The sequence below is a fragment of the Arthrobacter sp. UC242_113 genome (assembly GCF_044054585.1).
In the GTDB taxonomy this organism is placed as follows: domain Bacteria; phylum Actinomycetota; class Actinomycetes; order Actinomycetales; family Micrococcaceae; genus Arthrobacter.
On the sequence record NZ_CP171971.1, the window covers coordinates 78,612 to 92,967 of the forward strand.

Below are 14,356 nucleotides of genomic sequence, written 5' to 3' on the forward strand. Positions count from 1 at the left end.
CCCCCCGTACTTGGTCGAAGGTGGGTAACCCGGCAGTTGGTGTGCGGTTGCGTAGGACTGATTGTGGAAAGACGAGCGATGGCATTTTTGGATGAAGAAGGCTTGTGCTTGGTTTAGGAGCAGCCGCCTGTGAAGAAACGCCCAAGAACCGGTAGTCCTGTGAGGTTGTTTCTTTAGATGCTTCCACGTCGGTACGTTTGTCTGGCTTGAATCGCGCAGACGGTGCCCAGCTCTTGCGTTCTTATGTGAGTACCGGTGTGCTGGGTACGGGTGTCTGTTCGCGGGTTTTGTCCAGTTCCCTGTCCCACTGAGCGGCTTCTTTACCCTCGTCCCTCAGGACTGACTTGCGCACTTTCCCGTTTTCGGTGCGCGGCAGAGTATCGCGGACCAGCATGAAGCGGGGGATGGCGTACTTCGCGAGCCGCGGTTCACAGAATTCTGTGATTTCGCTGAAATCTACCGGGCCTTTGGGAACAATGGCCGCCATAACCTCGTCTTCTCCGAGTTCGGAGTCCACGGCGTACACCGCTACTTCGCTGATGGAGGGGTGCTCCAGCAGGACCTGTTCGACCTCAGCGGAGGAGATGTTCTCGCCCCTGCGCCGGATGACGTCCTTGATTCTGTCGACGAACCGCAGCCATCCGTCGGGCTCTATCACGACGCGGTCGCCGGTGTGGAACCAAAGGTCCTTCCATGCCTGGACGGTAGCTTCGGGCATCTGGTAGTAACCGGTTGCGAACGCATGGGGCTGGTCGCTGCGCAGCAATAGTTCGCCGGGTTCACCCGCCGGGACTTCCAAGCCGTATTCATCCACTACGCGGGCAGTGAAACCGGGCTGGATCTTTCCCATGTAGCCAGGGCGCTGCTCAGATCTGCTTGCAGCCACGATCGAATTCGTTTCGGTGGAGCCGTAGCCGTCTATCAGCGTCACTCCGAAACGGTCCCGGAAGTCTTCCAGCAATCCAGCGGGGGTTGCAGGGGCCAAAGCAGCGGTAATGCCGTGAGTTCGGTCCCCGGGAGCAGGCGGCTTGCTGGCAAGGATACTGACCATGGCGCCGAGCAGGTAGGTAAACGTTGCTCCCGCTTCCTGGGCGTCTGACCAGAAACGTGAAGCGGAGAAGCGCGGTCCAAGGACATATTCGGCTCCGCTGACGAGGGCCTGGGTGAATGCGTTGAGGGCGTTCGTGTGGAAGAGCGGCAGGCAGGTGTAAAGGACGTCTTCAGCTGAGATTTCAAGCTGCCGGCTTACATTTGTTCCCCACCAGTAGAACTGTCCGTGGGGGCATTGGACGCCCTTTGATACGCCGGTCGTGCCGGAGGTGTAGAGGATTGCTGCGGTGTCGCCGGGAGCAACGTCGACGGGTTCCGCTTCCTTAGTTGAGGTGGGTAGGGCAGAAACCGGATAACCGGTTTCGACAGGGACGTCAGCCTCGTCGACGACCCAGATTTGGCGAAGTTCCGGAAGCTGGGGAAGGCGAATTACATGCTCCAGCAGAGGGGTCTCGGTGATGAGAAGGGATGACTTGGAGTTGGAGAGAATGTGATGGAGCTGCTCTCCGCGGGCCGCGGTATTGATTGGAACGGCAACGGCTCCAATCCAGGCACAGCCGAGGATGAAGTCAAGCAGTTCGATCCGGTTGGCCGACATCAAAGCAACGTGATCGCCTGCGCGGATTCCGTGCTTGAGCAAGACATCGCCAGCGCGTGCAACCGCTTGAACCATCTGTTGTCCGTTGCGGCGGATGGAAGCGCAGCGCAGGAGGGGCGTGGTGGGTGCTTCCTGTGCCCTTTTGAGCAACATGCCGGACACGGTCATCGCGCCGGGTCCTGGATTGGTAGTGGCGATTTCTCTCATGATTTTCCTAAAGTTCCGTTCCGTGTAGAGGCACAAATGCAGCCACTTCGGTATCGTCGCTGGGATCGTTGGTCAGCCTGATCCGATCGCCGGCATCGGCAGTTCCACCAATGATGCGGGCGATGAAGTAGACGTCACCTGGGCAGGTGACTGTGGCTATTTGAAAGCCATTGGAGAGTCGGGTTGTTGTCTCAACTACTCCTGTGTCGGCCTTGTCGTCCGCGAACTCTGTCCCATGGCAGCGGCAACAGATGAGTCGGGCCGGGAAATATGATGCCGAGCAGTTGGTGCAGGTCTGGATAAGTGCGCTCATCGGGCGGCCTCCAGCACTGTCAGGTTTGCGCAAGAGCCGTGCCGGTACAGCACCATGCCGTATCCGCTGACCGCGGCAGTCTTTGCGTGCACTTGTCGGTCTCCTGCCTGCCCGCGCAATTGCCGCGCCGCTTCGACGAGACCGTGCAGGCCACCGGCCGATCCTGCCTGACCGGCTGAGAGCTGGCCCCCCGAGGTGTTAAGCGCCAGATCCCGGGAATGAATTCGGGTATCAATAAATTCTGCGATGTCTGCACCGTCGGCGAGGACCCCGATGTCCATCAACTGCGCCACCACCATCGCCGGGTAGTCGTCATACACGCTAATGATGTCGACATCTTCCGGTGAGACACCCGCCCGCTCCCATGCCAGCGGCGCACACTTCCGCAGTCCGGTCTGGAGGCCGTCCCCGACCTGGTTGTCGGCGTTGTAGGACGCGGTAACTGAGAGTACTTTGGCCCTCCGCTTCCCGTCGGCTCTCTCATCAGCGACTATGACGACCGCGTCGGCACCCGTGACCGGGGGAACGCAGTCGAAACGGCCCAAGGGTTCGGCAACCATGGGTGCACCAAGATAGTCGTCCAGCGTCAGCGGGGTGCGGTAGACCGCCCCCGGGTTTCCTGCTGCCCACTGGCGCTGGGCCACGGCGATCCGGCCGTAATCCTCACGCACCAGGCCAAACTTTTCCATCTGCCGGCTTGTTAACATGGCAAACAGAGCGTTGGGACCGGCCAGGGGCAACGGCGTGAGGTGGTTCTCTGTGGCGCTGTTGTACCTGGCCACCAGCTTGGCGAAGGCTGTGTGATCCATCACGTCTCCCGCTGCGATCACGATCACGGAGGCGTCGCCGGCCGTAATTGCATGGACTGCGTGCTGGAGCATGTTTCCGGCGCTGGCACCGCCGTTGGTGTCCTGCATGAGCCAGGACAGCTCAAATCCCATCTTCCAGGCCAGGTCTATTGCGTGGTCCGGCTCCAGGGTGAAGCTCGAGACGGCGAAGCCGTCGACGTCGCCCGGAGTGAGCCCTGCATCCTTGAGGGCACGGCCGATTGCGTCAGCGAGCGTGCGTGATGTGGTGGTTCCCGGTTGAGGATGTCGCGTGTAGGGTGACTCGCCGGCGCCGATGATGGAAACTGCCATGACTGATTTCTTTTCTCTTCCAGTATTGTCCGCCGTCAGTGGCAGGAACTGCCAGTGCGTTCCTGCCACTAACGGATGTGCACCTGAAGCTTCTAGTGCTGTGCTGTTTTGAGCGCAGAGACACCTGTCTGCTCATCCGTTGGTGAGCTGTGCTGCCGGCCCAGGTTCTTAGAGAAGGCCAGCGCCGTCAAGGTAATCGCGGCCAGCCCAATGGCGTACAGCGATACGGGCGTGGAGCTGTCGTATGTGAGCAGCAGTGCGGTGGCAATGAAGGGCGCCAGTCCTCCGGCAAAAACTGCGGCAAGCTCATGGCCCAACGCCATACCGGAGTAGCGGACTTCGGGGCTGAACAGTTCGTGGAAAAATGCCGGCTGAGCCCCAATCATTGCCGCATGGCAGATTCCGTTACCGATGAAGTAGGCAAGGATGATCAGGGCAGACGAGTTTGAATCGATGAGCCAAAAGAATGGGAATGCCATGAGTGCCAGAGCTGAGGCGCCGAAAGCGTAAACCTTCCGCCGGCCGATTTTGTCCGACAGGTGTCCGAAAAAGACGATGGTGCAGAAGGCGAACAGCATGGAAAGCATCACGCCCAGGAGCAGTGTTCCTCTTTCGACTCCGACGTGCACACCGTAAACCAGGGAGAATGACAGCAACAAGTAGGACCCGCCGTTTTCCGCCACCCTCAGGCCCATTGCGACCAGAATTTCCTTGGGATGAGTCCGAAGTGCCGCCAAAACCGGCACCGATGCCCGTTCGCCGGTCTTTTTCACCTGCTCGAACTCTTTCGTCTCCGGTAAACGGAACCTGATGTACATGCCGACGCCAAAGAGCAGCACGCTCAGAAGGAAGGGCAAACGCCAACCCCAGGCCATGAACTGATCCTCCGGGAGCAGTTGGACCAGATAGAACGCCGCCGAAGCGAGGACAAACCCGAGGGTGACTCCTCCCTGACTGAACGCAGAGAATAGTCCCCGGCGCTGATCGGAGGAGTTCTCACTGATGATCAGAACTCCGCCGCCCCATTCACCACCGGCAGCAATGCCTTGAAAAATCCGCAGGATGACCAGCAGGATAGGAGCCCAGATTCCTACCTGCTGATAGGTGGGGAGCAGCCCCATGAGGAAGGTGGCGATACCCATGATGCTCAGGGTCAGAACCAAGGCTGATTTCCGGCTAACCCGGTCACCGATGTGACCGAAGAGAATACCACCCAAGGGGCGGGCCGCGAATCCGACTGCAAACCCTACAAAGGCACCCAGCGTTCCCACGAGGGGATCAGTGCCGGCCGGGAAGAAAAGTTTCCCGAATACGATGGCCGCGGCCGTTGCATATAGGAAGAAGTCGTACCATTCCAAAGAATTCCCGACGAGGGAAGCTATAACGTAACGCCTGATTCCTGGACTTTTGGCGCTAATAGCGCCAGGTGCTTTCTGTGACATGAGCGTCTCCTGTTGGAAAAGGGTTTTCGGTGAGGATCCACGACAGTGGGGATCGTGCCGATGAGGTATCAGCTGGCAGCCTGTTCTTCCGCCAGCATGGTGACTCCGGAATCAGTTCCGAGAAATTGTTGGGCGTTGCCGCCCAGCATCTGCTGTTGTTGTTCCTTTGTGAGGAATTCCGCTTGCCTGATGAGGTGTCCGGCTGGGCGTTCGCCCAAGGGGTACGGGAAGTCTGAACCAAGCATGATGTGGTCGCTGCCCATTACGTCCACAAGGAGCCGCAATGAGGCGTGGTTGAAAACCGCGGAGTCAACGCTGAACCGGTTCAGATAGTGTGACGGGGGAAACTCGGATGTTGCGATGAGGTCGGGCCGCTGGTGCCAGGCGTTGTCCATGCGGCCGACCCAGTAGGGAAAGGACCCGCCGCCGTGGGCGAAGCACAGGCGCAAATGTGGGGGGAGCCTGTCGAAGCCGCCGCCCAGGATGAGCGAGAGAATCGAAAGGTGTGTTTCCCCGGGCATGCCCACTAGCCAGCGGGCCATCCAGCGCTCCAGTCGTGGCGAGCTGGGCATGTCCCAGGGATGCACAAAGACGGCTGCATTGCGATCCGCGCAGTGCTGAAGGAATGCGATGATGCCTTCGTCATCGAGGTCGCGGTCCCCCACATGGTTCCCGATCTCAACGCCGACGTGTCCGTTTTCCAGGCAGCGGTCGAGTTCCCTGCAGGCTGCGTCTGTGTCCTGTAACGGGACCTGGCAGAACGGGATCAGTCGTTGAGGCGCTGGATCACAGACTTCCAGGGCGAGGTCGTTGAAGATGCGGCTGACCTTTATGGCCTCCGTGGTTTCACGGGCGTAGGAGAAGAACAGTGGAGTGGGTGAGACCACCTGCACGTCAACTCCGTCAGCATCCATTGCAGCCAGCCGCTCTTCGGCGGCCCATGCCGCGGCCCGGAGGGGACGGTACTCGGTGGAGCCAAGCATAAGCATCGCCTCCCGCTCCGAATCGCTGCGCAGCCAGGGCCAGGGGCCGCTGCCGCCGGTTTCCCTCTCGAGATCCGGCCAGCCCTTGGGCACGTAGTGGGTATGGATGTCTATAGTTGCTTGAACGGTGTCCACGTGTTCTTTTCCTCGTGTCTTGTCGAGCCGGAGGGTGAGGGTCAGCCCCGGCCGGGGTGAACGGAGCCGCAGTTGCTGCAGGTGCGGGCGGCCGCGTCGCTGGCGTAGAACTGCTCGAATACCGGCGGCAGGTCAGCGACGATGTCCCGGACCTGCAGTTCGACCTCGTGAACGAGGTGTGAGCATTCGAGGCAGTACCACTGGAATTTCTCGGTGGTGCCTTCCTCGCGGATCCGTTCGATGACGATGCCGATTGAGCCGGCTTCCGGTCGCTGGGGCGAGTGGGGGATGTTCCCGGAGAGCAGCCACATTTCGCCCTCGCGGATATCGACGCGCTTTACGCCTTCATCGGTAACGATGTTGACGTGCATGTTGCCTTTGACCTGGTAGAACCATTCTTCATAGGGGTCAACGTGGAAGTCGGTGCGCTGGTTCGGGCCGCCCACGACCTGCACGATGAAGTCGTCTACCTGGGTCCACATGGCCTTGTTGTTTACCGGGGGCTTCAGTGAGGCCTCGTTCTCGGCCAGCCATTGCTGGAAGTTGAAGACGGGCAGGACATTTGTCTTGTTCTTGCTTTCGGTCATTGCCTTGCTCCTTGTTATTCCGTTGGTGGTGATGGTGGTGGTCAGTGTTACCGCTTGTGTGCCACGGCTTGAATCTCAATTAGGAGGTGCGGGTGGGGCAGCTGGTGGACTGCGACGGTAGTACGCGCGGGACCGTTTTCGTCGAAGTACCGTGCGTACACTTCGTTGTAGCCGCCGAAGTCGTTCATGCTCACCAGGAACGTCGTGACCTGGATGAGATCGTCGAGGGAGGCGCCGACGTTGCGCAGGATTTCGCCGATGTTCTCGATGACCGCCTCAGTCTGAGCGCGGATATCGAGGCTTGTTGTGCCCAGTTCGTCCGCTTCTACGCCGGCGAAGGTGTTGTCCGGGCGCCTGCTGCTGGTTCCGGACACATAGATGAAGTCACCCGCGACCTTGACGTGAGGAAAGCGGCCCCGGGGCTTTGCCAAGTGCTCAATGAGCCTAGCGCCGGTCATGCTGCAGCTCCGGCGGTCTTCAGTTCGACAGTGCCGACGCCGGCGACAATAGCCGTGATTGTCCGTCCCGGGGCCAGAGCGACCGCGGCGGTCGCCGCGCCCGCCAGAAGCACAGCGCCGGCAGGCAGCCCGGCCCCGTAGCGCGAGTTCATGCGTGCGAACGCTTTGAGTGCATTCATGGGATCGCCGAGGATCGCTGAAGTGTTTCCCGTTTCAGTGATTGTTCCGTCGACAAGCAGGGTTACGGCGCGGCCGGCAAGATCGTCTGTGAATTCGGTCCATTCCCCCAAGACATAGCGGCTTGCCGACGTATTGTCCGCGACGACGTCGGCGAGGCTGAAGGAGAAGTCCCGATAGCGCGAATCAATGACCTCAAGTGCGGGAGCGACAGCGTCAACGCTGGCAATGATCTGCTCCTCCGATGCCCCAGGCGGTATAGCCTGCCCAAAGCGGAAGGCGACCTCGGGTTCAATGCGCGGGTGAACGAGCCCGTCAAGCTTGAGGGCGGAGCCTCCGTCCACGTGCATGTCCGCGGTCAGGAATCCGACGATTACTTCATGCACGCCCATTTGCACCATTTTTGCCTCGCTCGTGAAGCCGAGTTTGGCACCGGCAATGCTCTCCCCCCGGGCTAAGCGAAGCGCGAGCAGTTCGGACTGTACCTGGTAGGCCTGCTCAAGAGAGAGCATGTCACCGAATTGGGCGATGGCGTTGCCCTCACGCTCTGCTTGGTCGAGCTGGCGGGCAATTGCCGTGGCGTCGTGGGTGGCTGACTGTGTAGTGGTCATTAGGATCAGGCCTCGCTGAGGTTCACGCACACGTTTGTGGGCTCGGTGTAGAAATGCAGGGAGTGGGTGCCGCCTTCGCGGCCGATGCCGGACAGCCCGGCGCCGCCGAACGGGGAGCGAAGGTCACGCAGGAACCATGTGTTGACCCATGTAATGCCCGTATTCATGCGTCCGGCCACGCGGTGACCGCGGTCCAGATCGCTGGTCCAAACGGAGGCGGCGAGTCCGTACTTTGTATCGTTGGCCAGGCGTATTGCTTCTTCCTCGTCGTCAAAGGGGATAAGACCGGCGACGGGACCGAAAATCTCTTCACGCATGACGGGCGCGTCGTGGCTCAGTCCGGTCCACAACGTCGGTTCGATCCAGGCACCGCCGCTGAGCTCCTGACCAAGGTTCGGGATGCCGCCACCCACAATGGCTTCCCCGCCCTGCTGCTGAGCCCGTTCCAGGTATGAAAGCACTTTCTGCCGATGGTTCAGCGAAATAAGCGGACCCGTCGTGGTGCTGGCGTCCCGGGGCCTGCCCAGCGTCAAGCCCTTCGCGCGTTCGACGAGCCCCTGGACAACCTCATCGAAAATGGGGCGCTGGATGTACACACGTTCGGTGCAAAGGCACACCTGGCCAGTATTTGTGAAGATGGACCGGGTGAGTCCGTCAATGGCGCGTTCGATATCGGTATCGGCGAAGACGAGTGCCGCGTTTTTGCCGCCGAGTTCAAAGGAAACGGGACGCACGTTGGCTGCGGCGGCATGCATGATGGCCGAACCGGTTGACGATTCGCCTGTGAAAGTGATCCCATCGATGCCCTCATGCGTGGTGAGGAATTCTCCCGCGGAGTTCGGCCCAAAGCCGTGGACCAAGTTGAACACGCCATCGGGCACGCCCGCCTCGGCCATGATCTCCGCAAGCACCGTGGCCGAAGACGGTGTTTCCTCCGATGGCTTCACAATGACGACGTTCCCGCACGCGATCGCCGGGGCAACCTTCCAAGTCAGCAACAGCAGCGGCAGATTCCACGGAACCACTACGGCAACGACGCCCAGCGGCCGGCGAAGCGCGTAATTAAGAGCACGCCGTCCATCGGGCAGTTCGGTCAGGAAGGAGTCGAGGCCCTCGGCAGAAATAATGTCGGCAAAGGCCCGAAAATTCGCGGCCGCACGGGCGACATCAAGGTCCCGGGCCAGCGGCTCCGGCTTGCCGGTGTCCGCGATTTCCGCCGCCAGCAGCTCATCAAAACGTGCCTCAATACGGTCGGCGATGCGGCGCAGCAGCGCGGCCCGCTCATTGACAGTTGAACGGCCCCAGCGGCCCTGCAGGGCACCGCGGCCCGCCTTCACTGCCATGTCGATGGTGCCGCGGTCGGCTTCTGCAACGTAAGAGACCACGCTGCCGTCCACCGGGCTGATTTTTTCAAACGTGGCAGCGGTCGCGTCAATGAAGGCTCCGCCGACGAAGTTACGCAGGGTAGGAATCGCCATAGTGGACACTTCTCCCGGGTTGTCGATGTGGGTTACATCACCCAGTCTCCTCGCCACATCCATGTCCGTCGAATGCTTATTCCCAAACCGCCCATGTCTAAATGGGCATATCATCTTGGCATGGACATCAGATCGCTGCTGAACGGGCCACTTAAAATTCGCCACCTCGTCCTGGTGCTGACAATTGCGGAACAGGGCAGCATCGTCAGTGCTGCGAGACATCTCTACATAACCCAGCCAGTGGTCAGTCGGGGACTGCGCGAGGTCGAAGAGGCTCTGGGAGCCCCGCTTTTTGAAAGGGGGGCGCGGGGTGTTCGCCTCACACCCTATGCCGAAGTTTTCGTCGACCATGCCCGAGCTGTCGTGGGACACCTTAAGCAGGCGACACAGCACATAGCCGAGCTTGCTGACGCAACTGCTGGATCGGTTACGATCGGCACTTACGTAGCGGGCGGGAACCTGCTGGTACCGAAAGCAATTGCACTGCTCAAACAGCAACGCCCGCATGTGAGTATCCATGTCCACGAGGCAACCCCCGACCGGTTAGTCAACGGACTCGTCACCGGCGAAATTGATGTGGTTGTAGGACGCCTCACGGCCCAGCACGGCGAGCCGGAGCTGCAGCAGGCCGCTCTCTACCACGAGCCCATGGAGGTAGTTGCGCGGGTTGGACACCCTGTTCTTGACCTCGGCCCCACGACTCTGGCCGACCTGCGGAATTACCCTTGGGTCATGCCCATCGCGCAGACCGCGCTACGCGGAGAGCTGGAGCGTGCTTTCGCGCGTGACGGCCTCGAACTGCCCGAACAGCAGGTGGACTGCTCCTCGACGTTGACTCTTCGTGCCATCGTGGCGGAAACCGACTTCCTTGCTCTTCAACCGCACACCATCGGCGCCGCCGACCCGCTGCTGCGCATTGTGGATGCACGGATCAAGGGCATCGGACAGACCGTTGGCGTGACGACCTTGCCGGACAGACTGCCGAGCCCCGCCGTCGCACTGATGCTGCAATGCATCGAGAAGGTGGCCACCGACATCCGCAAAACACTTCCTGCCGCTATCCGCAAACAAACCCGCCCCGTGGGCACCCCAGGTATGCCCTAATGGGAACCCAGGGGACCCAAATAGGCATTAGCCATATCTGTCCCCGGCAAGGAAGCATGTTTATCAAAACCCTGCGGCAAACCACCCCTACCCATAATTCGAGGTAAGAATTCAGATGCGTGTATTCGAGAAAGTGGCCGAAACCCTTATTGGCCTCGGCGTTCGGCAGGTCTTCGGCGTCGTTGGCAGCGGCAACTATGACATTACGAAAGCCCTTGTCGAGCGCGGGGCGACCTACGTCGCAGCCCGCCACGAGGGTGGTGCAGCTTCCATGGCTGATGCTTTCGCGCGGGTTGGTGACTCCGTTCCTGCCATCTCCCTGCACCAGGGATGCGGCCTTACAAACGCGATAACAGGCATAACAGAGGCCGCAAAGTCGGGTTCTCCCATGCTGATTCTGACAGCGGAGGTTGCCGCTTCGGCGATTCACTCCAACTTCCGCATCGAGCAGGACCGCCTGGTCGAATCGGTAGGGGCTGCCAGCTTCCGCATCACCCGAGAAACCGCAGCCCGCGATGTTGCCCTTGCCTATCGGACCGCCGTCACACGGCGCATCCCTGTGCTGGTCAATCTGCCCCTTGACGTCCAAAGCGCTGAGACCACTGAAGAGTTTCTGCCATCCCTGCCCGGTTTGACCGCCCTGAGCCCATCGGTGGCACCCGCAACCGGAGACGTTACCCGCTTGGCGGACCTTATCGAGCGGTCCGAACGCCCGGTTGTTATTGCCGGCCGGGGCGGCCGCACTGCCGGTCCCGAATTGCGGGAACTTGCCCGGGCGTCGGGCGCTCTGTTGGCAACCTCCGCCGTCGCCCGGGGACTGTTCAACGATGACCCTTTTTACCTCGATATCTCCGGCGGCTTCAGTACGCCGTTGGCGGCGCGCAGCATCCAGGGCGCTGACCTGATCATCTCGTTCGGTTCAGCTCTGAATATGTGGACGATGCGTCACGGCACACTCATCGGTCCCGAAGCTACCGTGGTACAGGTCGATGTAGATCCACTGGCACCTGGTAAGCACCGTCCTATCAACTTCGGCGTACTCGGTGACTCCGCTGCCACGGCGGCCGCAGTGACAAACGAGTTGAAAAAGCGTGGTTTGTCGAGGGTTGGCTACCGCACGGAAGAAATGGCGGAGGCTATCAAGTGTGAGGGCCGCTGGCAGGACGTTCCGTACGAGGATCTCGGTGACGGTGAGCGCATAGACCCCCGCACGCTGACCATCGCCCTGGACCGCCTGCTCGATAAGGAACGCGTGGTCGCTGTCGATTCGGGTAACTTTCTCGGCTACCCGAGCGCTTTCCTCGATATCCCCGACGAAAACGGACTCGTCTTCAGCCAAGCTTTCCAGTGTGTCGGCCTCGGCCTAGCTAGTGCTATTGGCGCCGCGTACGCCCAGCCGGACCGCCTTCCGGTTCTTGGTACCGGCGACGGCGGTGCGCTGATGGCGTCGGCCGAGATGGAGTCGGTCGTCCGTCTGGGCATTCCGATGGTAGTCATCGTCTACAACGACTCCGCCTATGGGGCCGAGGTCCATCATTTCGGTGAAAGCGACCACGCAATGGGGCTCATTACGTTCCCCGACACTGACTTTGCGGCTATCGCCCGTGGGTACGGGTTCACAGCCGCCACCGTCAGGACACCCGAAGACCTCGATCCCGTCCGTCACTGGCTCGCTGGACCTCGTGACACCCCCCTGCTGATCGACGCGAAGACCGTCAGCTTTGCCTCATGGTGGCTTGAGGAAGCGTTCAAAGGCCACTAGGAGGGCCAACGAACCCCTGCAACACACACCTATCCGGCATGCATCAGAGAACGAGAGGCAAGAACGACCATGACCGAGACAGCACCGACCGCAGGAGCCGGTACGCTTGCGGGCCTGCTCGAAGGCCTGGCACAGCGACACATCCAGGTCATCGACCTCACCACACCGCTGACGCCGTTGACTCCCGCTTTGCGCTTGCCCGAACCGCTGGCCAATGTGATCGATCTCAACCTCGAGGAGGTTGCCGCCTACGATGAACGCGGTCCCATGTGGGCTCATAACAACATCCATGTCGGAGAGCACTTCGGCACCCACGTCGATGCTCCGATCCACTGGATCAGCGGACGGGCAGGCCGGGACGTATCCCAACTGCCCGTAGAAAGACTCGTCGGGCCCGCCGTCGTGATCGATGTGAGCTCCGAAGTCGCCGCAAACCCGGACTTCCTGCTCGAGATCCACCATGTTAAGGCGTGGGAAGACGCCCATGGGAAGCTACCCAAGGGTGCATGGCTGCTCTACCGCACAGGATGGGACCAATATGGGCACGACGAAGCCCTGTTCCTCAACGCAGATGAAACAGGGCCACACACCCCTGGCGTCTCAGCGGATTGCGCGCGCTGGCTGGCTGAAGAGACGGAAATCGCGGGGTTCGGTGTCGAGACCGTCGGCATTGATGCCGGAGCAGGATTCGGTCTGGAGCCGCCTTTCCCGATGCATCACTACCTCCTCGGGAACGACAAATACGGGGTAACGTCGCTGAAAAACGTTAGCCAACTGCCAGCAACCGGCGCCTTCATCGTCGTCACCCCGCTGCCGATTGTGGGCGGCACAGCTAGCCCAGCGCGCGTGCTGGCGTTCGTCGAGGCATCCCGGGCATAGCCCAGACATCCACTCGAACCGCCCATTCAGGGCGGACAAAAGACGGGTTTCGTGAATACATGCCAACGAGACGAACGGTCAAGTACCTGATGAAGGAATGGAACCTACTGATCGGAGCCCCTGTGGAAATAACAAGGCGGGGCACCCTCATCCGTGCCGGCATCGTTGAAGACGCAATGCAGGACCGCAGTCTGCTCTGGGTAGCGGCAGATGGCGTGCAAGGACGCGAGCTATTTTCGGCAGCCGACAACTATGAGGTGTGGGTTGAACCGCGTCTGCTCGATGGGAATATGCGGTACCGGATGACCGACAAACAACTGCACCGGCAGTTCCACAAACGCGACTAGCGCGATTCGAAGACGCCTTCTGGTCCGCTGGATGCAGGCTTGCTGTGTCAGGGGACGAGTACGAGCCGGCCCCGCAGGCGGCCTTCGGCCAGCCGGGCGTGTGCTGCCGCTGCGTCCTCGAGCGGGTAGGTCCGTGCGACACGTGCCACGAGCTCACCCTGGTCGGCGAGGCGTGAAAGCTCGGTGAGCTGAGCGCCGTTGGCTTGCACATCCAGCGCACCGACACGGATACCGCGTTCGGACTCCGGTTCCTGTCCCGGCCATAGGCCGACGTAGGAGCCCCCGTCACGAACCGCGGCGATCGCGCGGTGCCCCAGACCCGCAGCGTCGAGCACCCCGTCGAAGCTGGCATCTGCGGGGTTTGCCCCTCGGGAGAGGAAATGATCAGTTCCTCGGGATAGAAGGAAGGGCTGGTCGCCCGGGGAGGCCATTGCGGTAATCTCCAGCCCCTGCCGGTGTGCCAACTCCACCGCATGCCCTCCGACGGCGCCGGCCGCTCCTGTGACCAGCAGGTTCTGCCCCGGACGCAACGCCAGTATCTCCAGCGCCTGAACGGCGGACAACGTGTTCAGTGGCAGGGTCGCGGCGTAGACATCGCCGAGCGAATCAGGGGCCGGGGCAACACTGTCCGCGTCGAGCACGACGTAGTCAGCATGCGTACCCAGTGGCTCACGGTGGCCCGTCGCCAGCCCTATCACCCGTACGCCGACCTCCCAGTCCGCTCCGGCCCCTACTGCAGCGATCGTTCCTGCGACGTCCCAGCCCAAACCGAGCCGTTCTCCCTCGCCGCCGAAAACTCCGGAACGGATGGCCGCGTCCACCGGATTCAATGCAGCGGCCCCCACCTTGACCCGCACCTGTCCAACGCCCGGCCTGGGCACCGGAACCTCTGTGATTTCAATCGCCTCGGGTCCGCCGAAGCGGGAAACGGTGACGGCACGCATGAACATGATCTTCCTTCCGGGACGGGCGGCGCTGCTGACGTGCAGGCCGGGAATCCCGCCTCTGGTTACTAATAGTGTGTAACCCCACGATGAGGCAGTATTGGATTCGTTACAAAAGGCACACGCGTGTGCGAAACCGGAA

Annotated in this window: 14 protein-coding genes; 4 read left to right on the forward strand and 10 right to left on the reverse strand. The window is 61.1% G+C overall.

Annotation, left to right across the window (positions count from 1 at the left end; translation table 11 throughout):
* Positions 1 to 241: 241 nt before the first annotated feature.
* The 9 genes from ACHMXB_RS21575 to ACHMXB_RS21615 form a co-directional block, all read right to left on the reverse strand.
* Positions 242 to 1,855 (reverse strand): ATP-dependent acyl-CoA ligase, encoded by a 1,614-nt coding sequence (locus ACHMXB_RS21575; protein ID WP_395405440.1) that lies wholly within the window; start codon positions 1,853 to 1,855, stop codon positions 242 to 244.
* A 7-nt stretch (positions 1,856 to 1,862) separates the two neighbouring features.
* The gene (locus tag ACHMXB_RS21580) at positions 1,863 to 2,168 is read right to left on the reverse strand and encodes a zinc ribbon domain-containing protein (RefSeq protein WP_395405442.1); all 306 of its coding nucleotides are present in this window, start codon (positions 2,166 to 2,168) and stop codon (positions 1,863 to 1,865) included.
* Positions 2,165 to 3,307: a thiolase family protein gene (locus ACHMXB_RS21585; RefSeq protein ID WP_395405444.1), complete on the reverse strand. Its 1,143-nt coding sequence runs from the start codon at positions 3,305 to 3,307 to the stop codon at positions 2,165 to 2,167. Before ACHMXB_RS21585 ends, ACHMXB_RS21580 begins: the two co-directional genes overlap by 4 nt.
* Positions 3,308 to 3,399: 92 nt before the next feature.
* A complete protein-coding gene (locus tag ACHMXB_RS21590) occupies positions 3,400 to 4,749 on the reverse strand; it encodes an MFS transporter (RefSeq protein ID WP_395405446.1) in 1,350 nt (449 codons plus the stop codon).
* A 68-nt stretch (positions 4,750 to 4,817) separates the two neighbouring features.
* Complete coding sequence (locus ACHMXB_RS21595) at positions 4,818 to 5,867, reverse strand: amidohydrolase family protein (protein WP_395405448.1); 1,050 nt, start codon at positions 5,865 to 5,867, stop codon at positions 4,818 to 4,820.
* A gap of 41 nt (positions 5,868 to 5,908) precedes the next feature.
* Positions 5,909 to 6,454: a 3-hydroxyanthranilate 3,4-dioxygenase gene (locus ACHMXB_RS21600; RefSeq protein WP_376044981.1), complete on the reverse strand. Its 546-nt coding sequence runs from the start codon at positions 6,452 to 6,454 to the stop codon at positions 5,909 to 5,911.
* Between the two features lie 47 nt (positions 6,455 to 6,501).
* Entirely contained in the window at positions 6,502 to 6,912 is a 411-nt protein-coding gene (locus ACHMXB_RS21605) for a RidA family protein (protein ID WP_395405450.1), read from the reverse strand.
* Positions 6,909 to 7,700, reverse strand: coding sequence for a 2-keto-4-pentenoate hydratase (locus ACHMXB_RS21610; protein WP_395405452.1), 792 nt, complete (start codon positions 7,698 to 7,700; stop codon positions 6,909 to 6,911). The genes ACHMXB_RS21605 and ACHMXB_RS21610 overlap by 4 nt, the downstream gene beginning before the upstream one ends.
* A 5-nt stretch (positions 7,701 to 7,705) precedes the next feature.
* Positions 7,706 to 9,178 carry a 2-hydroxymuconic semialdehyde dehydrogenase gene (locus tag ACHMXB_RS21615; protein ID WP_395405454.1) on the reverse strand — a complete coding sequence of 491 codons (1,473 nt, stop codon included), beginning with the start codon at positions 9,176 to 9,178 and terminating at the stop codon, positions 7,706 to 7,708.
* Positions 9,179 to 9,298: 120 nt separating this feature from the next.
* On the opposite strand from ACHMXB_RS21615, the gene ACHMXB_RS21620 reads away from it, so the two are divergent.
* From ACHMXB_RS21620 to ACHMXB_RS21635, 4 genes are all read left to right on the forward strand, one after another.
* Positions 9,299 to 10,282: a LysR substrate-binding domain-containing protein gene (locus tag ACHMXB_RS21620; protein WP_395405456.1), complete on the forward strand. Its 984-nt coding sequence runs from the start codon at positions 9,299 to 9,301 to the stop codon at positions 10,280 to 10,282.
* Positions 10,283 to 10,397: 115 nt separating this feature from the next.
* Entirely contained in the window at positions 10,398 to 12,044 is a 1,647-nt protein-coding gene (locus tag ACHMXB_RS21625; RefSeq protein ID WP_395405458.1) for a thiamine pyrophosphate-binding protein, read from the forward strand.
* 69 nt (positions 12,045 to 12,113) lie between these two features.
* Positions 12,114 to 12,923, forward strand: a complete 810-nt coding sequence (locus ACHMXB_RS21630; RefSeq protein ID WP_395405460.1) for a cyclase family protein — start codon at positions 12,114 to 12,116, stop codon at positions 12,921 to 12,923.
* Between the two features lie 89 nt (positions 12,924 to 13,012).
* Positions 13,013 to 13,270: a hypothetical protein gene (locus tag ACHMXB_RS21635; protein WP_395405462.1), complete on the forward strand. Its 258-nt coding sequence runs from the start codon at positions 13,013 to 13,015 to the stop codon at positions 13,268 to 13,270.
* 47 nt (positions 13,271 to 13,317) lie between these two features.
* On the opposite strand, the gene ACHMXB_RS21640 is transcribed toward ACHMXB_RS21635, so the two are convergent.
* A complete protein-coding gene (locus ACHMXB_RS21640; protein ID WP_395405638.1) occupies positions 13,318 to 14,214 on the reverse strand; it encodes an NADP-dependent oxidoreductase in 897 nt (298 codons plus the stop codon).
* Positions 14,215 to 14,356: the final 142 nt, after the last annotated feature.

Coding starts and splice junctions, on each gene's coding strand:
- ACHMXB_RS21575 (WP_395405440.1), bottom strand. CDS start 1,855: ATGAGAGAAATCGCCACTACCAATCCAGGACCCGGCGCGATGACCGTG.
- ACHMXB_RS21580 (WP_395405442.1), bottom strand. CDS start 2,168: ATGAGCGCACTTATCCAGACCTGCACCAACTGCTCGGCATCATATTTC.
- ACHMXB_RS21585 (WP_395405444.1), bottom strand. CDS start 3,307: ATGGCAGTTTCCATCATCGGCGCCGGCGAGTCACCCTACACGCGACAT.
- ACHMXB_RS21590 (WP_395405446.1), bottom strand. CDS start 4,749: ATGTCACAGAAAGCACCTGGCGCTATTAGCGCCAAAAGTCCAGGAATC.
- ACHMXB_RS21600 (WP_376044981.1), bottom strand. CDS start 6,454: ATGACCGAAAGCAAGAACAAGACAAATGTCCTGCCCGTCTTCAACTTC.
- ACHMXB_RS21605 (WP_395405450.1), bottom strand. CDS start 6,912: ATGACCGGCGCTAGGCTCATTGAGCACTTGGCAAAGCCCCGGGGCCGC.
- ACHMXB_RS21610 (WP_395405452.1), bottom strand. CDS start 7,700: ATGACCACTACACAGTCAGCCACCCACGACGCCACGGCAATTGCCCGC.
- ACHMXB_RS21615 (WP_395405454.1), bottom strand. CDS start 9,178: ATGGCGATTCCTACCCTGCGTAACTTCGTCGGCGGAGCCTTCATTGAC.
- ACHMXB_RS21620 (WP_395405456.1), top strand. CDS start 9,299: ATGGACATCAGATCGCTGCTGAACGGGCCACTTAAAATTCGCCACCTC.
- ACHMXB_RS21625 (WP_395405458.1), top strand. CDS start 10,398: ATGCGTGTATTCGAGAAAGTGGCCGAAACCCTTATTGGCCTCGGCGTT.
- ACHMXB_RS21630 (WP_395405460.1), top strand. CDS start 12,114: ATGACCGAGACAGCACCGACCGCAGGAGCCGGTACGCTTGCGGGCCTG.
- ACHMXB_RS21635 (WP_395405462.1), top strand. CDS start 13,013: ATGAAGGAATGGAACCTACTGATCGGAGCCCCTGTGGAAATAACAAGG.
- ACHMXB_RS21640 (WP_395405638.1), bottom strand. CDS start 14,214: ATGCGTGCCGTCACCGTTTCCCGCTTCGGCGGACCCGAGGCGATTGAA.